This window comes from Leisingera sp. G5_S3_59_S7 (assembly GCF_054968485.1).
In genome coordinates, this window is record NZ_JBQKUH010000024.1 from 32,599 (window position 1) to 55,256 (window position 22,658).

Sequence of the window (22,658 nt, forward strand, 5' to 3'; positions counted from 1 at the left end):
CCGCAGTGCGGGCTTTTGCAACTCCGCGTCTTGCCTGTTCATTCCAATCAGCCTGAACCGGCAAGACGATGGGCAATTGCCTGCAGAATTACACCGTTAGTGTTCAAATCGGAATAGGCCTCGGTTGGCCGCCCGGTTTTCAGGTAGATGCTCGACGCAAACCCGTTTTTGGTTTTGGCAACACTTCTGGCGAACCCGACAAGTTTTTCGGAGTAGTCATGCGGCTGATAGGCCGACCAGAGAAAGGCTGCTTTGCTGCTGACAACCAGGTTTTCCTTGCGGAACTCCGGCGTTCTGTACTCGGGCTCCTGCCCGACCGTGTCAAACGCCCAAGTGCGCTCCTGCGCATCCAGCTGCAGCCCCTGATAGAGAAACCAGGGGGCCTTGTCGATTGGTCCTTCCGAGACGCAGATGAGCCGGCCTGTTTCGCGGAAATCCTCCAGTTGCGCGCCAAACAGCACGTCAGCCAGATAGGCGCTCTCCTGGGACATCCCCAACTCCATAGCCTCAAGCAACAGGGGCTCTGCGCCAATCGGCCCGATCCTGGCCGCAGCTTCAAGCAGCGCCATCTGCCCGTCAGCCGCCGACCGGTTGGCAAAGACCTCATACGGGGACTTTACAGATACCCCCCACCGCCGGAAGGCCAAGGCCGAATAATGGGCGCTGTGTGACACGTATGAGGTCTTCAATTCGCCGTTTGTGACCGAGTGAATCTCGCCATTAATAACCACTTCCTGGAGATGCCAAGAGGCAACAAGCTCCTCCAGCTGATCGCCGAAATTGCTGTGCCGGCGCAGGTTGTCCAAGGCGGCGAGCAGCCGGCCCGCATCGGAGCCGTCAAAGTTCTTGTTGCCCCACTTGCGGCGATCGGTTCGTATCCACCCTTGCGGCAAGTGGCGGCCCTGCGACGTGCGGCCCGCAATATTGGGCAGGATCTTGCGAATTGCTGCCGTGAATTCGTCCTGGCTGATCAAGCCGATTTGCATGGCGCCCAAAAGCCCGTTGATGTGGCTGCCGACATCCCACATCGTGACGGCCTCGTGATGCCGCCCGCCCGGAGCGAAGTCCACGGTCGCAGGGCACAGCCCCGTCTTGGGGTCGGTGAATTTCTCGAAATACCGCCAAGCCACGCGGGCATCTTCAAGAAGCTCTTCCCGCCCGGCATCCCCGAGGCGCTGCCGTGTCTTTATCAGCTCTGGCGCCGTTGCAGCCGTTTTTCGGTACCGGGAGGGCAAAGGCCCTGAAGGCGCAACGGTCCGTGCGAACTCCTCAAGACGGAGAAACTTCGTCCCCTCGTCAGTCAGCATGTCCTTCAGAAAGCCTTCCAGTGCCCGCCGCTCCGGCGGGAATGCTATTGCCTCGGGCTTTATGAAAACCACTGCATCTGCGGTTCCGGCCGTCGCGGATTGGAAAGCCTCCATCACGCCGCTGCCGCTGACAACGCGTCTCTGGAACTGCAGGAAACCAGCGCGCCCTACCCCTTGAGTTCCAGCGTCTTCGGCAGAAAAGGCCACACCGATGCCCGGTCCCAGCGGCCGGACTGTCCGGATTTTAACGGCACTGCGGTCTTCGATAAAGATGGGGAACATGCCAGGCCGCCCAGCGCCAGCTACAGCGTCTCCATGCGATAATTCGGTTCGAACCCAAAAAGCGCTGCCGGACCGCACGCCAGATTTGCCCCCGGTGGAGTGGGGAATGCCCGCCGACTGCAAAAACTTTGTGAAGGCAGAGTACGCGGACAACTGATCGCGATCATTCTCCTGCGGTTGCAGTACATGCAGGCACACCACACGCTTGAACCCGTAGCTGTCGCGCAGTTGGATGTCTGTCACCGGCAACAAAGACAAATCCCCATCCAGCTCCCGGTGCGAAAGCGCGCTGGCGAAACGCTCCGCAGCTGTTTCCAGCTGGTTCAGAGCGATTTGGGAGAAGTCCCGGGCCGATAGGTAGAGTATGTTCTGGCTGGGGGAATAACCGGGAGCTTCCACGTCTCCATTGAAATCCCTCAGGGACTGCACCGTGCCGCCAAAAAGCCGCACGACACCGTTTTCCCAAGTCTCAGAGCGCACAGGAGCCGACTGCGCCGGAACCGACAGGAGATTGAGGATGCCAGCGGAACGCACCCCCCGGGGAGCAGCAGGGGCATCCTGATCCGCACATGCGATTGTCTGCATAAGGTGGGCAGAGTTTCGGGCAGACGCCGCCGGCCGCATCATGATTTTCATGGCAGAGAGAGCCTCATGGGCGGCCCGGGCCTGAAAATGCTCGGAAAGCGACGCCAGATCCGGAACGTAGGGCACAACATCCAAACCGTTGCTGCCGAGCATATACCCGTTCAGCACCTGTGCCAGCTTGCTTTTCGCAGTATAGGCCCGGCCCTGCTTGTCAAAAGGATTGACCACGCAGGCAAGCGGAATGTTCCGGTCGAGGAAGGCATCTATTACCGCAATGAGATGCGGGATCGAGACGTCCTCGCCGATGTCCGTAACAACCGGATAGGCTTGCGCCGGAAGCTTCCACAGCGAGGAAGCGGCTCCCTTCTCCGGTAACAGGGCCAAACTGGCCGCCGCCGACTTCAGAAATGATCTGCGTCTCATGTGTTGCCAGCCACCAAACCGTAATCACGCCCGTGACGTTTGACGGTACCCCAGTTGGCTAAACGCCCGGTTACGGCACGCAGGATCGAGCGGATGACCGAAAAATACAGGAGCGGGCGGTAAGCCAGCCGCTGCAGCGGGAACAGCAGCAAGGACCAGTTGCTTTCGTCTTCATCAGAGGTGATCGCAATAGCGGCAATCAGCAGTTCCAAGGCCGGCAGCGCCAAGAAGGCCCAAAGGTATTGCGCCGTTTGCACTTGCTGCGTGCTGCCGATATCGCCTGTCCAGCCGCCTGCCATAAGGTGGTACAGCATAACGATCACGAACAGGTCTGCGATGGGGGCCAGCAGCGGGAAAACATAGCCGAACACGAACATGTCCGAAATGGACACCAGGCCGATAGACCGCCCCTCGATGATCGCCCGTTTATGCTTCCAGGCGCTTTGGAACATGCCCAGCGACCAGCGGAGCCGTTGCTTCAGGAGCTGGCCCACTTTCTCCGGCACTTCGGTGTATGCCTTGGCCTTAGGCTCAAAGACGACATTGTAGCCCGCCCGGTTCACCTGAATTGTGAGGTCGGTGTCCTCAGTCAGGGTTTCCTCACTGAACAACCCCGCCTTTTTCAAAGCATCAATCCGCCACGCGCCAATGGCCCCGGGAACCACCAGGATGCCGTTGATCAGGTCGAATGCCTTCCTCTCGACATTCTGGGAGGTCGCATACTCAAACGCTTGCAGGCGGGTCAGCAGGTTCACGCGGTTACCTGCGATGATTTTGCCTGCCACGGCGCCGGTTTTCGGGTCTGCAAAATGCCTGACGAGATGCGTGATCGCGTTTTTGCAGACTTGCGTGTCCGCATCGATACAAACAGCAAATTCTGCGTCGGTGCTTTGGATGGCTCTGTTCAGCGCGCTCCATTTGCCCTGGTTCGGCTGCGAGATGAGGCGCACCTCGCTTTTGTGGCCGAACTTCAGGACCTCGATCAGCGTGTCATCGGTCGAGCCATCGTCCACAACGATGATTTCCAGGTTTTTGTAACCGCTCGAACGGACGCTTTCGACGCTTTGGGCAATCACCTTTGCTTCGTTGTGGGCAGGGATCACCACGGCGACCTTCGGCTGCCTCTGCAAGGGCGTAAACCGTTCGCGGCGGTTCAAAAGCGCCAGGATCAGAATGCCGGCCGAGCGGAGAAGGCCAATTGCAAGCACCACCCAGAAAACAACCACGACCGCCTGTTGCGCCATCCAGACCATGGAGAACGAAACCCGGTCAAAAACCGGAGAGCCGCCTTCGGCAACAGGCATCAGGGCCGCGCGGTTGGTGCCCAGAAGATCCGCGAGCGTCGTGAACTCATAGCCTTTTGCCCGCAGTGACCGGATAATCGGGCGGACGGCTTCCACAGTCGCCGCGCGGTCCTGTCCGCCATCGTGCAAAAGAATGACGTTGCCGCTCCCCTGCTCCACCTCGCTGATCACATAGTTTGCAATCTGTCCGCTGTCCCAGCCTTCCCAGTCTTTCGGGACGATTTCCATACCGGCAATAGTGTACCCGCGGGCTTCGGCAGCCTCCAGCGAGGCTGCACGTTCGGCGCTGATCGGTCCGCCGCGGCGCTGAAACGGCTCGCGGTAGAGCATGGTTTTCCGGCCGGCTGATCCAGCCAGGATCTTGTCCAAAAGCGCAAATTCCAGGTCGACACGGGTCTGGGAGATCTGGTCCATTCTCGGATGGGAGAAGCTGTGCGCGCCAACCTCGTGCCCTTCATCAATCATCCGGGCGACCAGATCGGGAGAGTTCATGACACTGGTGCCAACAACGAAGAAGGAACCGGGCACCTGTTCTTCCTGCAAGATGTCCAGGATTTCCTTGGTGAACTTCTCGTGCGGGCCGTCATCGAAGGTCAACACAAGCTTGCGCCGGTCAGGCCTGCCGTAAAGCTCAATCGAATACGGCTTTGGCAACCGGCTGTAGGTCTGGTTCGTGACCAGCCCGGTTTCGGCGTCAAAGGATAGCTGACGGACACCAGCCGATGCGCGCTGGTCTATTCGAATGAAGGCGCCCTGCCCCTTGTAATCGACAAAGTTGTTGAGCTCCGCAACGGTCAGTTCAGCTGCAAGAACATCCTTGGCAGCATTCTGATGCTGCAGGACTTTCCAGATGCCGGGGTCTTCCTGGCCAAGCGACCAGACAGCGACATTGGCAATACCAAGCTCTTTCAGGCGGAGCAGCTGGTTGTGCGCGGATGCGGCGTCGAGCATCCAGATTTTGCGCTGCCGCCCCTGTGCGTCCCGGTAGCGGCTGAAGCTGTTTGAGGATTTTGCGCTGAAGCGGAGCTCCGCTCCGGCGGTGCTCAGTCTCTGCATCGCTTCCGAGTAAGAAAGAACCTCCGGCTTTGATGAACCAGAGGTCCATTCAACGGCGAAATTCCCGATCGCGACGACCAACTTTTTTGCACCTACGGCTTGGACCGCCTCAGCTGTCACATCCTCAATCCAGCCGTACGGTGCAAGCGGCCCCGGCACGGATTCCGCCCAAGGTTCCTGAAAGAGCTTCAGGATAATCTGGTCAAACAGATCGGTCAGATCCGCGTTTTTCCACTCAGGCTGGCTGCCCGCAAGGATGGTGCAGGCTGTCAGCCCGCGTGCGCGGAATGTATCAGAAAAGCTCGTCATCAGCGGTCTGAGACGCTGGAACGCTTCAGGGGCCATTCCAGTGAAATCCAGGCACGCCCCTTGGGCGTTCAAGGCTGCCACAGCGGTGGCCATACCTTCAGCGAGCTCCGACGCTTGTGCAGCATCAGCGATACTTTCCAGAAAAGCTTCTTCTGTCCTGTTCGCGCCTAGCAAAACGGCCGGCAGGAGTTGCGGTCGCACAGAGGTGCCGGACATGTGCTCTTCAACAGAAATCCGAGTGTCCTTGCTGATTACCGAAACTGCAAGGCGGTCCTGTTGCTCGACGATGCTGATCCATTCCGGCACAACGACGCCCATTTGGCCGCAACTGTCTTCCAGCGACAAAAACGCCCCTTCTGACGATACGGGCACATGGCCGAAGACCCGCGGAACCCCTGTGTCCGCCATCGCCGAAAACACGGGCTGTTTGCGCCCTGCTTCGCAGTCGGACCCTGCCTGAGGCAGCGTTGACGCAGACGCCAAGTGGGTCAGGTCGTGTTGGCCGTTGCTGTCCAGGGCTGAATGAACATGGCTGCGGTTGTCCCGATAAAAGGGATTCAGCTCTCGCAGCGCAGACTGCAACGAAAACGAGCCGTCAAGAAAAAGGATCGCCCAGCACAGGACCGCCGTAACGAAGGCGATCACCATAGCCCTAACCCGGCGGGCCCGGACTCGTTTTGGGTCGTCGAACACTTTGCGTGACGACATGACGGTCTCCAGCCTGTCCTGATGAAAGGAAAACCGTTTCAATATAGCCCCCTCCGAATGCAGGCGCGCTGCATCTCGAGAGCTGGCAGGCACACACCTGCAAAGCGGAAAACATCACTACTGTTAGCCACGGTCCCCCGACCCCCAAGCAGGCCAACACTGCTGTCTATTGTGCGCGGAGACCGTCCCCACAGTGATTCCGCACAAGACAAGCAGATCAGGCTACATGGCAGACAACTTCCTGCCTGAAACCGCTTTTGTCAAAATTTCCTCAAATTTTCTCTGAAATTCACTTGGTGGCGCCGCAAATGGGCTGACAATCCCGCGCCACGCGGGGAATTGTTGAGCAAATTTGAAACAAAGATTTGCTGTGGGCGCAGCCGCGCACCAGAAAGCTCAAATGAACGCGACTGCTAAACGGCTGCTTAAGAACCTGGCGGCCAAGGAAATCTGGCGCAATTTGCGGTCAAGATGCATAGCAATCTAACTGCCGGCGCCTCTGCAGATTTCCAGCCAGGCACAAGGCGGTGCGATTCTCTGGCCGCAGGCTGACCACCTGCACACAGCACAGTTCAGAACTTGGAAACAGTTTCCGCCCTCAGGCCGCTTTAACCTCAAAAATCATTTTAAATGCGGCGCTCAGGACGGATTTATTGAAAATTCATTGTTTTTTCCCAGGCCTGTTCTACCGGTATAACCACGATGAAGTTTACACAGCAGAAAGACACATGCCATGGCTAACGCATTTATCGGCGGCTTAAATGGCGCGCCTACTCTGATCAGACTCCTGGCCTTCGAGAAATTCGATGAGCCCGCGAGTACTGTATACGACAGCTTCTCGATCGAGATGACTGCCCTGGATGGCTCTGTTCTGACGCTGACGGGTAACTTCACCAGCATACTCGAAAGCGACTGGGAGATCTATTCGCTGTCTTACTCCGACGGTGACACGTCGCTTGCCTCCATTTCGGGCTTCGCACTTCCCTATGCGGAGTATGAGGCCATGAGTGGAAAGCAACTCATGAAGAGCCTTTTCTCTGGAGATGACGACATTTCCTTGAACCTAGGAACCGGTCTGGAAATCCGGTCACTGGCAGGAGATGATGTTGTCCGCCTCGGCACTGGCAACGACACCGCATGGGGTGGAGCTGGCAACGATACACTGACAGGCAGTGAAGGGGATGACCGGCTGCTGGGCGGCCGCGGACGGGACCTGTTGCGGGGCGAAGACGGCAGTGATGAACTCATTGGCGGCGGCGGGCGCGACAAGATTGCAGGCGGTTCTGAAAACGACACTCTGTTCGGAAACAAGGGAAGCGACAAGCTGTTTGGAGGGTCCGGCAACGACACCCTGCAGGGCGGCGGCGGGCAAGACACCCTGATTGGCGGGCAAAGCGATGACCTGCTTACCGGAGGGGCTGGCGCCGATGTCTTCATGTTCAGACGGAACGATCACACAGACGTTATTACCGACTTCGAAATCGGAATTGACAAAATTCATGTGAAAAGCGGAGCGTCCGGCATGAGTGGAGTGGATTTTGACCAGCAAGGCGAGGACGTGTTCGTCTACTTCGGAAATGTCACAGTAACCGTGCAAAACACGACCGTTGAACAGCTCGACGACGGATCGAATTTCCTGTTCTGAAGATACGATTTCCCGGCAGCGGCCTTGGCTTGAAAGGCAACGCCTTTGGGGAAGCAAGTCATGCGGGTTCAGGCAAGACCACGCAATATTCCGAGGCGGCCTTAAATGACCGCCCGCTGTTAACCGTAGGAGGTTTCACATGAAGTTGGCTGCGAAACTAGTCGCCACAGCTCTTTTGGGCACCATCCCGACTTTTGTCCTCGCGGACCCCAAACCTCGCAGCGCCAAGCCCGCGCCCCCGCAACTCATAGCGAGTATCTATGCTGGGAATACTGATATTTGGGCCGAAGGGTGCAATGGCGGCATCTATTACTCACCCAACCAGCAAGCTCGTGCCTGGTGCGGCGAAAACAGTGACAGCCTGGGCGCCGGGGAATGGAAAATCGACCCCCAAGGCCGTGTGTGCCATCAGCTATCCTGGTACTGGCCCGGCGATAACCGGGCAGGAAAGAGTCTTGGCGAAGAAACTTGTATTGCCCACGTTGTCGACCGCTGGGGAACAGTTTGGCGCAGCTGGCCAAATGATCCGCAGTGGTGGCCGCTGGCTGGCAAGCACTCTGGCATTAAGAAATACTCTGGAATGAAAAAAGGCTACAAGTTTCATTCCAATGTTAAGCAAGCCCGTTCACGACTGGGGTTGTAATCAGCCCCAGCTAAGTCGCCCAGCTACCGGGCGGCAGTTCATCGCCGCTCCTGCTGCCCGGGTTGGGTTTCATATTGCCTCAGCCGATAGCGAACGGCGGGCGGTCCGCCGCCAAATTCGGAATACGGGCGTTTGCGGGTATAGCCCCCCTTTCGTCGGCGCCTTGCTTCGCTTGCGACCGAGTTTCCCAAGCATGCAAGTAGATGCGCTCGTATTTCAGGCTCCGCCAGCGACGTTTCAAGAAGTTGCTGTCGAGGAACCCGCCCTTTCCGTCCATTGAAGTGCACACGCCGGATTTACGCAAGCGCCCTTTGCCGTGCTTATAGGATGCTGCGCCGTGACCCGCCGAAGGAGCCTTTCGCTGCAGTTGCGCTAGCAGAGACCTAGGCAATCTTGGCATCAAGCCGCGTTACTAGCTGAAATCAGCCTCCGGCAAACCCGGCGCGGTTCAGGGGCGCGAACGCCCCGCCGTTCCAGATTGTTGCAGCCCAGTTCAACTTGCCATTCGCGTTTGACTGAAACCCTGGTTGTCCCACGCTCCGGTTGCTGTGCTCTGTACCGCCGAGATGGAGATTTCCTGCGAGGGCTTAAAGCTCGCCGCAAGCTCCGCAAGTTCGGCGGCAGCCTGCTTCAACATCTGCCCTTGCTCGCTGGATCTCTCGACCATGCTGGCATTTTCCTGGGTAACGCGATCCAGCTCAGTCACTCCCGAATTGATCTCGCTAATGGTCGCTGCCTGGTCACGGGAGGATACCGCTATTTGAACCGCCAATTCTGACACTCTCTGAATTTTCTCGATGATCAGGGTAATTGCTTGGCCCGCTTCATCGACCAGCCCTACACCCGCTTTCACCTTTTCCGAGCTGACGTCGATCAGGTCTTTGATTTCGTTCGCCGAATTGGAAGAAGCTTGCGCCAGGGCGCGCACTTCAGAGGCGACAACAGCAAAACCTCGGCCCGCTTCACCCGCGCGGGCCGCCTCGACCCCGGCATTGAGCGCCAGCAGGTTCGTCTGGAAAGAAATGCCTTCGATCACACCGTTGATTTCGGAAATCTTGGCCGCTGAGTCGTCGATCTCGCGCATGGCTTCAACGGCCCGCTGGACTATCTCGCCGCAGCGCAAGGCTTCCGCGCGCGTGTCCGATACCGTATGCTCGACCGAGCTTGTCTGCTCGGTAGCGTCGCGCACATTGGTCGTAATCTGGTCCAGCGCTGCAGCTGTTTGTTCCAGGGTCGCCGCCTGAGTTTCAGTGCGGCGCGACAGGTCGTCGGACCCTTGGGCCATGCGATTGGTTTGCTCTTCGATTTCGGTGATGGTGTGCAGCACACGTCCAATCAGCCCGTCCAGCGACTCAGCCGTCTGGTTAAAGTCCGCACGAAGAGTGGTGTATTCGCCGCTCATCTCCTGCGTGATGCGGTGCGACAGCAATCCCTTGGCCAGATTGTTCAAACCGGCAGCCAGTTCCCGCACCACGCCCGCCTGCTCCTCCGCGGCGCGGTGCGACTGCTCTTCAAGCTCTGCGTTAGCCCGCATCGCTTCGATGAATTGGCCAACGGCGCCGGCCAGGTGCCCCAGTTCGTCGCTGCGCCCTTCCTCTGGCACCGGGCTTACAGTATCGCCCTCTCTCAAAGCGGTAATTCTACTGATGATCCGATGCAGCGGTTTGGTCACCGAGGCTGCCGAGAAGAACACGATAAGGCCGACAATCAGGCAGACCGCAAGGCTGATGACAGCCGATTGCAGATAGAGCTGCTGGATCGTCGCCTGCACCCGGCCATTGTTGAAGCCCAGAACCATTTGGGCAACCTGCCCGCCTTCGGGGTGCATAACAGGAAAGGTGATGTAGGCAAGCGCGCCCGCCTGCAGGCTCGTCGTGCCGTCGGTCGCGGCCAAAAGATCAGGCACCGCAGCAGTCCAGTCTTCCCGGCGGCTTTCATCCACGAAAATTTCGGCAAACGGGTCGCCGTCCACCAGGACCTGGGCAAACAGCGCATCCTGCATCTCCGTCACGCCTTGGACCGCTCCAAGCGCCGCGTCGCTGTTGAAATCCCAAACCGCAGCCGCCACCGGTGGTGCCATAAAAGTCTGCGCCAAGTTAACTTCGCTATCAAAGGCTTCAAGCAGCGCACTGGAGTGTTTCGACGCCCAAAACGCTGTGTATGCAGCGTTCGAAAGGACGATGCATGCGAGGATCGGCAACAGCAGCCGCTTCTTGATCGACATCGCAAAAATTTGTTTCTTCAGGCGTCTCATCCGACACTCCACTTAGTTGAAGAGCACGATCCCGTGCGGCGTCCGGCACCAGGCCATTACCGGTGCCGAACGCGAAATTCAGGCAATGACGGCCTGCTATTGCACAGCCTGCGTTTACAGGCTGTGCAAAGCCGGTTTCGCCTCTGCCTCCTGGTGCTGTGTTCTTGAATCCGGGATCAATAGGACATGTAGTTGTCCGACAGCGCGTCGCGGTATTTGTCGGCCCAACGGGTATTGATCTCAGCGATTTTGCCTTCTTCTTCGAGCTCGGCAAAACAGCGGTTGAACTCCTCGGCGATGGCTGGATCGCGGAAACTCATGCCATAGGGTGTCGGTTCGAAGATTGCACGGAATTCAATCGGCTGACTGGCATCCACCCCCGACGCGGCGCCGGCTTCCTGCAGGTGGCGGGCGAATTCGGCAAACAGCATGCCATCGCCGACGATCCCATCCACGCGCTTGCCATACAGCAGCTTGCTCTGTGTTTCCTGATCGGCCATCTCGCGGTAGGACTTGAAGCCGCCGGTCGCGTCCGAAAGCCCGGGGATGATGCTGGCGGCGCCTTCGAAGGCGACAATCTTCATACCGTTCAGATCTCCAAGCGTGCTGACCTGCGCACCCGAGGATTTGAGAAACGAGATCCCGTTCTGATAGGACACGTAGGGTTCAGTCTGCGTGCCGGCGGTTGGCATGCCGACAGGCACGGTGGCGACTGCGTCTCCTTTTCCTGACTCGAACGACTGCCAGTGGCGCGTGAACGGCTGAATGGTGAACTTGGCAGTATGGCCGCAACGTTCCAGTGTGGTTGAGATGATCTCCGCCTCCCGGCCAGAGCCATCTTTGTTGACCATTGGCGGCAGGTCCCCGACAAGGACTTCCACCTCTGCGGCGATTGCTTGTGTTGACATGAGGGCTGCAGCCGCGCAGAGAAGCGCGGCAAAACGGGTCTTCATTGTTATTCTGCTCCTGCGAGTGTTGATGCAAGCAGGGTAGATAGAGAATCTTAAGGGTTGCTTATTGCGACAGCTTTGCGCAATTTTACGTCCCGGCAACGGCTGCAAAGGATTGAAACACTCAGCACATCCGCAATTATGCCGTTTTGCAGCCTATCAGAGCCCAAGGCAGGTTGCGGCGACAGGGCCGGCTCACGCCGGATAGGGTAGCTCTCTTTGACGACAGTATGTGTGGGCGGGCTCACTTTTGCTCCATGGGGTGGCAAACCCAAATGCGCGAATTTGCTGAAGGGAAGACCGTCCCGCGGGTGCGAGTGTTTTGAGTGTGTTCACTGTCGGCGGTTACATTTATGTTTCCCGCCTGCTGGTGCGGCACATGGATGACTGATCGACCTGATATTGTCCACTGATCCGGGCCGGAACCCCTGCCAGACAAGGCGGCACAGCTCGAAGGACGGAAGCCGCCTCAACCCAGAACAAAGCCTCAAAGTAGCTGTCTCAGCTCCTCCACCGTCCCCGCTTCTGATGCCGGCTTGTCGGTCCTGATCCGGTTGATTCTTGGAAACCGCATTGCCAGGCCGCTTTTATGGCGGGTGGACTCACTCAAACCCTCAAAGGCCACCTCCAGCACCAGCTCAGGCTTGACTGCACGCACCGGCCCGAACCGGTCGATGGTGTTGCCGCGCACGAATCGGTCCAGTTCCTTCAGTTCCGCATCGGTAAAGCCAAAGTACGCCTTGCCCACGGGCACCAGCTGATCGCCCTGCCACACACCGAATGTGAAATCAGAATAATAGCCTGAGCGTTTGCCGTGTCCGCGCTGCGCGTAAAGCATGACGGCGTCCACCAGCATCGGGTCGCGCTTCCATTTGAACCAGTGCCCGCGTTTGCGGCCAGCGATATAGGCACTGTCTAGGCGCTTGATCATGACGCCCTCGACCACACTTTCGGGCGGGTTCGCGCGCAGCTCTGCCAGATCTTCCCAGCGGTTAAAGGCAAGGGGGGGCGAAAGGTCGATACGCGGATCGCTGAGGTCAGCCACGATCTCACGCAGGCCGGCCTGACGCTGATCCAGCGGCCGCCTGCGCCAGTCTTCGCCATTCAGAAACAGCAGATCGTAGACCCGAAGCGCTGCGGGATGGCTCGCCAATATGGCCTTGCCTGGCTTCTTGCGGCCCAGACGTTTTTGCAGGTCGCCAAAGGGTGCGACTTCACCGGCCCGCTTTACCAGTAACTCGCCGTCCAGCGTGCCATCGAAGTTCAGGGTGCTGATTACATCGGGGAACGATCGCGAAATATCTTCTCCCGTCCGCGAATAAAGACGCCTCGTGCCGCCATCATTCACCGCCTGAACGCGAATGCCGTCCCATTTCCATTCCGCCGTGAAATCGGCTGGTGCGAACTCTGCCAGATCCTCCAGATTGATGGCCGTCGAGAGCATCACCGGCCGAAATGGGGCGGCCGCGAGGCTTACCGGCTTCTCACCGCCTTCGAGCCAGGCAAACAGTGGCAGGTAGGGCGGGGTCAGCCCGTGCCAAAGCTCTTCGATCTCAGTGACCTCCACACCGCCAAATTGCGCCAGCGCGCTCCTGGCAAGCTGCGCCGACACACCAACCCGCAAACCTCCTGTGGCAAGCTTCAGATAGGCATAGCGCTGCGAAGGCGTCATATGCGTTAAACGGCGGGCAATCAGGGCAGGCAGCTCTGCCTTGGTGGTGACGGCCAGCTCCTCGACCGCATCGGCCAGGGGCATGTCTGTCACCGTGCCGGAATGGGGCCAGATCAAAGCTACGGTTTCTGCCAGATCGCCGACAAAATCATAAGACAAGCGGAACAGTTCGGCATCGGTTTCCTCTGCAACCAGCCCCCGCAAAAGCGATGGCGTCACATTGCGGAGCGCAAGGTCTCCGGTAATTGCTGCCAGCGCGTAGCCGCGTTCCGGATCCGGCATCGTGCGGAAAGCGGACACCAGATGAGCGATCTTGCCATTTCGCGACGGCGTAAAGGCGAGCTGCTCCAGAAGGGTGGCGAAAGACTGCATCAGTCCGCTTCCTCTTCATAACCGACCAGCCGCAGCGGGCGGGCGGCGATCTGGTTCAGTTGACACCAGCGCACCAGCGCATCCTCCCTGCCATGCGTGACCCAGACCTGTTGCGGGGCCAATTCCAGGATAGTCCGGGTCAGGTCCTGCCAATCTGCGTGATCGCTGAGGATCAGCGGAAGCTCAACACCGCGCTGGCGGGCCCGGGCGCGCACCTGCATCCAGCCGCTCGCGAAACAGATTACCGGATCAGGAAAGCGCTGCGCCCAGGTCGCAGCAAACGCCGACGGCGGGCCAAGGATGATCTGCCCTTTGAAAGCTGCCTTGCCCTCATCGGTTGTCGCAGGCCGCAGATCACCCAGATCAACGCCCTGCTCGATGTGGTAGTCGCACAGCCGCTGCAACGCTCCGTGAATATAGATTGGCTGCTCCCAGCCTGCCTGTCTCAGGAGCGCTATGATCCGCTGTGCCTTGCCCAACGCGTAGGCCCCGACGAGATGGCAGCGGTCTGGCTGCGCGGTCACTGACCGCAGCAGTTTTTCGATCTCGGAAAGGGGCGCGGGATGATTGAACACTGGCAGGCCAAAGGTTGCCTCGGTCACGAAGATATCGCAGGGAGCCAGCTGGAATGGCGCACAGGCCGGGTTGCCGGCCCGGGCATAATCGCCGGAGACGGTGATAGCTGTGCTGCCATCCTCCACTGTGATCTGACAGGACCCAAGAACGTGCCCGGCTGGCGTAAACGCCACGCGGATGCCGTCCATCTCTATTCTGTCTTCCACCGGAACGCGGGTTTCGCAAAACGCCTCGCCGTAGCGGATCGCCATGATGTCCAGCGTTTGCGGGCTTGCCCAGACAGTGCCGTGGCCTGCGCGCGCATGGTCGGCATGGCCGTGCGTAATCATTGCGCGCGGCACTGGCCGCACCGGATCAATGAAGAAATCACCTGCCGGGCAATACAGCCCCTCCGGGCGAGGGTTGAGCAACTGCTCTGGAGAGCGTGAAACTGTCAATTTGCTCTCCTCAATTACGAAGTTCTTGGGCTCATCGACAAGGAGTTAAGGTAAAAAGGGCTTCATGCAAGGGGATGCGCTTCGGGAGGTCAACAAAGGCCTGGGACCGCATCGCTTCGCTCATTGCCACGGCGAAGACCAACGGCGCCGAGCCCTTCGCCTACCTCCAGGCCACGCTCGAAGCCATCGCTGCAGGTCACCCTGCCAGTCGGCTCGACAAACTCCTCCCCTGGAACTTCCAGCCGTCAAGTTGAAAGCCCGGTGCCCTCCAGACGCCGCATATATATAACGGCTTCCCGCCTGCAGATTTATTACGCTGATTGCGGCGGACAGCAGGCCGGATGCTCAGAGCTGCGAAATTGCATACTGCCGCCAAAGCCTGATCTTCGCGGTCTTGCTCGCCACAGCTTTACCGACCCAACCATTCAACGCGTGGTTTCCGGCACCCCCAATCTGCGCAAGTCATCCAACCATCGGTTGAGGTACTCTTCGCTCTCGAACGGCGCTTTCTTAGCCTCTTCGATGCTGTAGCTGGGGTTGTCTTCCAAAAATCCGTCGATCATCGATTTTGCATCATCTTCTCGGCCCAACCGCAAGAGTATTGGCGCAAGCGTGCGTCTTAGGCGATCCGGAACCTCGTTCATCTTTTCTATCGAAGCAAGGGCGCCCGCATAATCTTCCGCAAAGTACTGTGCCCACCCCAGGTTCCACAGATACCAATCCGGATGATGAGGGTTGAGGCGAATGGCCGACCGCATCCGTTCAACGGCTTCTTCGGCGAGTCCGCTGTAGACCAGAGGGTCGGTTGAATCCACGAGGGTGCCTGCAGAATTCGGGTTCAGCGAGAGAGCCTTGTCATAGAGCGTAACAGCCCGGTCGAGATCACCGCTATACATCGTGACATAAGCCAGAACGGCGTAGCCGGCAAAATTGAGTGGTTCGAGATCAATCGCCTTTCTGGCCATTTCAAGGGCAAGACCGAGCGATTCTTCGCGTGAAAGGTCTTTGCTCCAGCCAAAGCGGTAGCCAAAGGCATGAGCCCAGGCAAGTTCGGCATATGCGCCCGCGAAGTCTGGATCGAGCGCAATCGCCTGCTCGCTCAGTTGCTGGGCTTGAATGTTGTCAGTCTTGTTGAATCTAAGCGAGTGTTCCTGAGCGCGTGTGGAGAGTTCATAGGCCCCGAGGCTTTCAGTGGGCTGATGCTTCAACCGGTCATACTCGGCGAGGTTGATGCTCGTACTCAACGTAGAAGCGACGGTGCGGGTAATTTCATCCTGAACCTGAAAAATGTCCTGCAGATTACGATCGTATTGTTCCGCCCATAGATGCTTGCCGGTCGTGGCATCAATTAATTGCGCATTTGCGCGCAAGCGCTCACCTGCGATCTGAACACTGCCGTCGACGATGTATCTCACGCCGAGCTCCTGCGCGATCTGCTGCGGCTCTGTGGGCTTATCCTTGTACGAAAAGGTTGAATTGCGCGCGATTACAAAGAAGTCGGAGAACCGCGACAGCGCCGTCAGGATGTTCTCACTCAGACCATCACTCAGGTAATCCTGGCTCGGGTCATTGTTCAGATTGTCGAAAGCCATGACCGCGATAGACGGCTTGCCGGTCGCAGGCAAATTTTTGCCGCCATTGGCGGACGATATCACGGCAGGGCTCCAAGGCTGCCACCATGCCGCCACGCCCAGGGCCAAGGCGAGCACGACGACGATGGCAACTGCGAACCTACGTTTTGCAGGCTTTGCTGCACTTCGCACAACGGGCGATACCAAGGCCGTGGCCTTTGCATCAAGCGCCAGCCTGAATACGTGCAACGGGTCCGCCATGTTCTTGACCTGATGCATGCCCGCATCTTCAAATGTGAGGTCGATTTTGTCCTTAACCTGATCGAAGACACTGCCAGACATGCAGATGCCCGCAGGATCGGCCAGGCTTTCCATCCGAGCGGCGATGTTAACGCCATCGCCTTGGATGTCGCCCTGATCAACTACGATATCGCCGACGTTGAGCCCGATTCGATATCGGACCTGAGCGTCTTCCGGCAAGTTCTTGTTCTCGATTCCGATAAAATGCTGCATTTCGACGGCACAACAAACGGCCTCGACGGCGCTGGCAAATTCAATTAGCAGCCCGTCACCCATCAGTTTTACAATGCGTCCGCCCCTAGCCGATACAATTGGCTCGAATAGACGTTCACGATGCGTTTTGACTGTCTCCAGAGTACCGGCTTCATTATCGCGGATGAGACGGCTGTAGCCAACGACATCGGCGGCAAGTATCGCGGCGAGGCGGCGTTCCACTTTCCTAGCTCCATGAGTTCAGAACAGGTTAGGCAGAATACCACAGCGAATCCAGAAGCTATGAAACCGTTGCTACGTTCCCCTGAAACTCCCGTTGACTGAACCACTGCTGACAGCCGCGACTTCGCTATCTTCCAGTTCACTGCCAGTGTAGTGAAGGTCAGCTATCGCAGATTCGCACCACAAGTTGTGCTTCCGCTTCGGGCTGTGGGCGGACATTGCGAACACTAGTAAGGCCAAAGTCCGCTGCGTCCGGCTGTGTGTTAGTTCGTGAACTGCGGGGCGAGGGACAGCTAAAGATCTCCCCGGCTGCTTCCCCCTAACCTTCCGGGCTAAGTTAAAATGTGATCGCGGACGAGACCGCGATCGCTTGCACAGAAGTCAGCCGCGCCTCCGCTCCGCTCTAGCGCGCCTGGCATCTTCCGTTTGATTGGTCCGCCTGCCATCCGGCCGGCAATCTGAACACGGGTTCTGATGCCGCTGCGCGTCAGCCTCCACGGAGAAATCCGGTTCCTCCCGCGCCAGGCGCGGGCCCCTCCCAATTTCACCGCTCCGGCCCCGTGTGTCAGATCACCGTCCGGCCGCAGTCCGGGCTGCGCCCACCCTGCTTTGCCCTCCGGAAGACACGAGGTCTTCCGAAGTGAAAATCAGGGAAGGCTTCGCCACTGGCGGAACAGGAGGCGCGATCGGGGATGTTGGAGACACGAAAAAGGAAAGGTTTTGCCTTTTTGGGGAGCTTGGTTGCTTGATTTTAAAGCGAAATATTTTCAGCCGACTCAGCAAAGTTACCTTTTGCGACTCCTAGGTTTTCCACTGGCTGAAGCAGACATTCGTGCCGCGCGCGGCGAAATGGGGCTTCGAGCCCAGTTTGACAGATGCTGCAATGTGCATGGATGTCTGGTGAAAAATTTTGCACGGATGGTGTTCATTGAGCGTTTGCATGGTTGGATCTTAGGCAGTCCTGGATTTTTTCATTGGCGGGTATTGTCCCACTGAAAACCAGCAATAGAAAGTCTAGCGACTCCGGCGAAATCGGGGGTAACAAAGTCCCACGCGGTACAAGCGAAAGGCTTCAATCATTGATTTCTCTAGCCATAAAAAAGCCCCCAGACTTGGGGGCGAGAGTAAAAGGAGGAGCGATTATCAGGGATGCATTATTGTGGACTTACAACCAAATTGCCGGACTTCATGGCGTCGATCAGTTTGTTGACTTCATCCACAACGTCCACCGGGATATCTGGGTGGAACGACCCGATCCGCATGGCCAGTTCATTGCCCATATCCGCCCGGTAGAGTGCACCTTCCAATTTTCCAGCAGCTGCCAGTTCCAGGTAGGACCGCATGTTGCCTCGGACATCCAGAATAGCGGACTGCAGGATTTCCGGCCATTCGTTGATCGCATCACGATAGATACCGATGCCATAGACGCCTTTTTCCTGAACGGCTTGCATCGAGCCCAGCGTCGCACTGTCCATTGTCGGCCAGACGACATCAGCGCCTTGGGAAATTTGGTTCAAGGCAGCTTCTTTGCCCTTGGCGATGTCATCCCAGTCGCCGGTCCAGGTAACCAGAACTCTGACGTCCGGATTGGCCGCTTTGGCGCCCGCTTCGTAGCCAGCAACCGTGTCGGTCGTGAACTTGAACTGCTGCGCCGCGATGATGCCGATGGTGCCTGTGTCTGACATGGAGCCAGCAACGTAGCCCATCAGATAAGCGATTTGGCTGAAATAGAAATCCGCGTTGGCAATGTTGTCTTTGGTGCCCAGTCCGTTGTTCACAATGAACATGGTTTCCGGGAAGCGGGCTGCGACACGTTCCACTGCGTCCTGGAATTCTCCGCCGTGACCGATCACGAGGTCATATCCCCGGCGTGCGTAGTCACTCAGGACTTCGATTTGTTCCGGCTGATGCACGCTTTCAGAAAAGGCGGCTTCAAAGCCGAGCGCTTCACCTGCCTTGGTGAGACCTTCGAATCCGGCTTGGTTCCAGCCATTATCAGAAATCGATCCGGGCATAACGATCGCGGCGCGTTCGATCCCGTCAGCGGCCGCAGGCCCGGCCAACATCAGTGCCGCAAGCCCCGCCAATAGTTTGGAAATCAATTGCATTGTTGTTCTCCCATATTGGATATGTGTTGTCAGGGTGACGGGAGGATCGCGGCGTGAAAAACGATGGTTTCTCACGTCACGGCTGAGATTTATCGATGCTCCCGGTCGTAGGGCAGTCCGACGCATGCAGGTGCGCTGGCCTTGGCGCCGAGGACCACGAGTGCGATGAGCGATGCGAGGTAAGGCAAGATCAGGAAGAGCTGATAGGGAATCTCTGGCGAGGTGAATTGCAGTTTGAACTGCACCGCATCACAGAAGCCGAAGAAAAGCGCCGCGCAGATCGCGCCAATGGGCGACCAACGTCCCAAGATGATTGCCGCAAGCGCTATGAAGCCTTTACCCGCGCTCATGCCTTCCGCAAACACATAGACTTGCGACAAGACCAGATGCACCCCGGCCAGCGCCGCGAGGGCTCCGCTGACTGCAATTGCGAGATATTGCATGCGAAAGACAGGAACTCCGGCCAAGTCCGCAGCCTTCGGGTTTTCGCCAACGGCGCGCAGGTCCAGACCCTTGTGGGATTTCATCAGCCAGAACCAGGCTGCTATTGCCAATCCGATCAAAAGGTAGAACAGCGGATCCTGGGAAAACAGGGACGGGCCAACGACGGGAAGATCTGACAAGAAGGGAATATCGGTCTGCGAGAACCCGTTTACCCGCGCCCCTCCGGCCTGAGCCCCGAATATCTGCCGAGACAGAAAAGCTGTGAGACCGGCCAGCAGCAGGTTGAGCGCGATACCGCCAACCAGCTGGTTGATGCGCAGCCGAATCGACATATACCCAAGCAGCAGGCCTGAGATCAGGCCGCAAATGATCCCGCATCCGAGCCCGATCATGGCGGAGCCGGTTGCGAAAGATCCAGCTGCAGCGCCAAGCGCTCCGGCAAGGATCTGACCTTCGAGGCCGATGTTGTACAGCCCGCCACGTTCCGCGATCACCCCGCCAAGGGCAGCAAAAGCAATTGGCGTACCCAATCGGGCGGTTCCGGCAAGGACGTCGCCCAGCAAAACAAGATCAATCATAGTCTATGCCTCTTTCTTTTCGCGTTGTGTTTGGCGGCGCAGCCGCAGGTTTCTTGCCAAGGGTTTCAGAATGGATGCTGACCTGGTTCGCGGTGTCACGAGGGCGGCGGCGACAAGAACCACGACGAGCCCCTCGACCACGTCGATGACGGAACTGTCGACCCCGACGGCCCGTTGCATCGTTCCCGCGCCGGCAGACAGCCCGGCAAGGAACAGCGCGGTCAAAGGCGCGACAATTGGGTTAAGAGCCGCAAGGAAGGCTACGACAATTCCGTCATAGCCGTAGCCATCGCTAAACAGGTGGAACAGGCGGTACTTCAACCCGATCACCTCGATTGCGCCGGCCATGCCTGCAAGGCTGCCGCCAATCAACATGGCGCGGATGACGGTCATTTTCTGGTCCACACCGGCATAGGCCGCAGCGCGCGCATTGCGCCCCACAAGGTCCAGCTGGAAACCCGATGGCGTGAAGCGCAGCCAGAAATACAAGATGACCGTCATGGCCAGCCCGAATACAAAGCCCACATGGGTATCAGATCGCGGCATCAGAATAGGCAAGCGATAGGCTTCTGAGACTTCCTCCGAGTAAGGATATGGCGCGCCTTCGGCCAATAGCGGCCCGGCCACGGCGTAGCTGACGATGTGGATCGCAATGAAGTTCATCAGCAGCGTGACAATGACCTCATTCGTGCCCCGATAGGCTTTGAGATAAGCAGGAATTGCCGCCCAGAACGCCCCGCCGATGGCGGCGGCGACAAATATCAGCGGCACGCCCAATAGACCGGGCAGATCGGGGATCGCCAAAGCAAAGACGGCGCCGAACAACCCGCCAATATAGATCTGTCCCTCGCCACCGATGTTGAACACACCGGCGCGCATCGGAATGATCACGGCCAGCCCCGCCAGAAGCATCGGCGAGGCTTTGACCAAAGTATTGGAGAAACCCCAGTAATTTAGGAAGGATTCCAGAAACAGAACCTTATAGGCCTCAAACGGGTTATACCCGTCCAGCAGGATCAGCACCCCGCCAACACTCAGCGCTAAAAGCAAAGCAATCGCAATCCGGCGTTGCATGGTGAATCTGTTCATTGTACCTCCTCCGGCGCTGCGGTCATCAAGAGCCCGATATCTTGAAGGGTTGTGTTTTCTGGATCGACAACACCCGTGATCCGGCCAAAGGCCATCACTGCGACGCGGTCAGAGATGTCGAGCACATGTTCAAGTTCAGTGGAGATATAGAGAACCCCCACGCCTGTTTGGGCGACGGCACGGATCTGGTTCTGAACAAATTCCGTTGCGCCGACATCAAGCCCTTTAGTCGGCTGTACGACGACCAAGAGATTGCGCGCCCGGGCCACTTCACGGGCCAGAACGATTTTTTGTTGATTGCCACCGGATAAGGCCGAGGCGTTCAATTTCGGGTCAGGGGGCCTGATGTCAAAGGCCGCGACCACGTCGCTTGCGATCTCGTGCATTGCGCGCCGGGAAATCAGACCGCCAGACATGAACCTGTCTTCGCCAATGGATCGAAAGGCCATATTTTCTTCGACACTGAGCGACAGGACCAAGCCCTCGGCATGGCGGTCCTCGGGCACGAAGCCTATGCCATCTGCAATGCGCGAAGCGATGGAGGCGCTTGATATCTCCGTGCCATTAAGGTGGATGGCGCCGCTGGTTTGCCTTTTGAGGCCGGTGATCACCTCGCTCAACTCCGTCTGGCCATTGCCATCGATCCCGGCGATTCCAAGGATTTCGCCAGCCTTCACGGAGAGGGTCACATCTTGCAGGATTTCCGCGCCGCCTGGGTCGGTCAGGCAGACATCAGAGACAACCAGAGCGTCCGGTGCTGAGCTGGCGTCGTTGCGCGCCTGTTTGGCCTTGGGCGTCTCTACCGTTTCGCCGGTCGACTTTTCTCCCATCATAAGCGCTGACATATGGGCCATGGGCGTGGTCGCAACCGGAAGAACTCCCTCGACACGCCCATGGCGCATTATCATGACGCGATCGGCAATTTCGCGGATTTCATCGAGCTTGTGGCTGATGAAAAAGACAAGGCAGCCGTTGGCGACCAGCTTGCGCACCCCTTTGAGAAACGGCGCGACTTCGGTCGGGGCAAGAACGCTGGTGGGTTCATCCAGGATCAGGATCGATACATCGCGAAACAGCGCCTTAAGGATTTCCACCCTTTGCTTCATGCCCACAGGCATTTCCGTCACGCGGATGTCGAAATCGACGTTAAAGTCAAAGTCGCTGCAAAGCTGCCGAATGCGCGCCCGCGCTTCGGCACCCCTCTTTGTGCTGGGCAAGCCGATCAGAATGTTCTCTTCGGCGGTCATCGCGCCGACCAGGCTGAAATGCTGGTGGATCATGCCGATCCCATGCTCAATAGCTCTTGCTGGGCTGGTCACCGAAACAGGTGTTCCGCCCAGTTTGATTTCGCCGCTATCGGGCTGATACAGACCGATCAGAACGCTTGCGAACGTGGTTTTCCCCGCTCCGTTCTCGCCCAAAATCGCAATGCACTCGCCCTTCGAGGCCAGCAGATTGACGTTGTGCAATGCACGAACGGCGCCAAACGACTTGTCGATGCCGGTGACTTTCAAAAATGGATCCAAGGCAACCTCCCAACTTTCACGCAAATTCAAGAGAGAATGCCCTATCTTCTCAAATTAGATGTTTTCACCTCACAGCTGAGAATT

At 58.0% G+C, this 22,658-nt stretch carries 13 protein-coding genes and 1 pseudogene; 3 read left to right on the forward strand and 11 right to left on the reverse strand.

From position 1 onward, the window contains the following. Positions 1-47 precede the first annotated feature (47 nt). Positions 48-2,597, reverse strand: a complete 2,550-nt coding sequence (locus ACTRWG_RS12365) for a DUF3131 domain-containing protein (protein ID WP_027236271.1) — start codon at positions 2,595-2,597, stop codon at positions 48-50. Further along, complete coding sequence (locus tag ACTRWG_RS12370; protein ID WP_462829373.1) at positions 2,594-6,016, reverse strand: glycosyltransferase; 3,423 nt, start codon at positions 6,014-6,016, stop codon at positions 2,594-2,596. Before ACTRWG_RS12370 ends, ACTRWG_RS12365 begins: the two co-directional genes overlap by 4 nt. A gap of 691 nt (positions 6,017-6,707) precedes the next feature. Here ACTRWG_RS12370 and ACTRWG_RS12375 point away from each other — a divergent pair. Together ACTRWG_RS12375 and ACTRWG_RS12380 are read left to right on the forward strand one after the other, a co-directional pair. After that, positions 6,708-7,619, forward strand: a complete 912-nt coding sequence (locus ACTRWG_RS12375; protein ID WP_027236269.1) for a calcium-binding protein — start codon at positions 6,708-6,710, stop codon at positions 7,617-7,619. A 139-nt stretch (positions 7,620-7,758) separates the two neighbouring features. After that, the gene (locus ACTRWG_RS12380) at positions 7,759-8,262 is read left to right on the forward strand and encodes a DUF995 domain-containing protein (RefSeq protein WP_084299558.1); all 504 of its coding nucleotides are present in this window, start codon (positions 7,759-7,761) and stop codon (positions 8,260-8,262) included. A 493-nt stretch (positions 8,263-8,755) separates the two neighbouring features. Here ACTRWG_RS12380 and ACTRWG_RS12385 read toward each other — a convergent pair whose 3' ends face one another. The 4 genes from ACTRWG_RS12385 to ACTRWG_RS12400 form a co-directional block, all read right to left on the reverse strand. Next, the gene (locus ACTRWG_RS12385; RefSeq protein WP_084299556.1) at positions 8,756-10,516 is read right to left on the reverse strand and encodes a methyl-accepting chemotaxis protein; all 1,761 of its coding nucleotides are present in this window, start codon (positions 10,514-10,516) and stop codon (positions 8,756-8,758) included. A gap of 176 nt (positions 10,517-10,692) precedes the next feature. Then, entirely contained in the window at positions 10,693-11,469 is a 777-nt protein-coding gene (locus tag ACTRWG_RS12390) for a transporter substrate-binding domain-containing protein (RefSeq protein WP_027236267.1), read from the reverse strand. A 484-nt stretch (positions 11,470-11,953) separates the two neighbouring features. Further along, positions 11,954-13,510, reverse strand: coding sequence for a cisplatin damage response ATP-dependent DNA ligase (locus ACTRWG_RS12395; protein WP_027236266.1), 1,557 nt, complete (start codon positions 13,508-13,510; stop codon positions 11,954-11,956). Then, positions 13,510-14,523, reverse strand: a complete 1,014-nt coding sequence (locus ACTRWG_RS12400) for a ligase-associated DNA damage response exonuclease (protein ID WP_027236265.1) — start codon at positions 14,521-14,523, stop codon at positions 13,510-13,512. Before ACTRWG_RS12400 ends, ACTRWG_RS12395 begins: the two co-directional genes overlap by 1 nt. Before the next feature lie 95 nt (positions 14,524-14,618). On the opposite strand from ACTRWG_RS12400, the pseudogene ACTRWG_RS12405 reads away from it, so the two are divergent. Then, positions 14,619-14,777, forward strand: a pseudogene (locus ACTRWG_RS12405) (transposase domain-containing protein); the annotation flags it as partial. A gap of 171 nt (positions 14,778-14,948) precedes the next feature. Here the strand turns inward: ACTRWG_RS12405 and ACTRWG_RS12410 are convergent. The 5 genes from ACTRWG_RS12410 to ACTRWG_RS12430 form a co-directional block, all read right to left on the reverse strand. Continuing rightward, positions 14,949-16,829, reverse strand: a complete 1,881-nt coding sequence (locus ACTRWG_RS12410) for an adenylate/guanylate cyclase domain-containing protein (protein ID WP_462829374.1) — start codon at positions 16,827-16,829, stop codon at positions 14,949-14,951. 1,154 nt (positions 16,830-17,983) lie between these two features. Further along, positions 17,984-18,937, reverse strand: a complete 954-nt coding sequence (locus ACTRWG_RS12415; RefSeq protein WP_051357786.1) for a BMP family protein — start codon at positions 18,935-18,937, stop codon at positions 17,984-17,986. 89 nt (positions 18,938-19,026) lie between these two features. Further along, positions 19,027-19,959, reverse strand: coding sequence for an ABC transporter permease (locus tag ACTRWG_RS12420; protein ID WP_027236262.1), 933 nt, complete (start codon positions 19,957-19,959; stop codon positions 19,027-19,029). Positions 19,960-19,962: 3 nt separating this feature from the next. Beyond that, positions 19,963-21,048 (reverse strand): ABC transporter permease, encoded by a 1,086-nt coding sequence (locus tag ACTRWG_RS12425; protein WP_027236261.1) that lies wholly within the window; start codon positions 21,046-21,048, stop codon positions 19,963-19,965. Further along, positions 21,045-22,574, reverse strand: coding sequence for an ATP-binding cassette domain-containing protein (locus ACTRWG_RS12430; RefSeq protein WP_027236260.1), 1,530 nt, complete (start codon positions 22,572-22,574; stop codon positions 21,045-21,047). Before ACTRWG_RS12430 ends, ACTRWG_RS12425 begins: the two co-directional genes overlap by 4 nt. Positions 22,575-22,658: the final 84 nt, after the last annotated feature.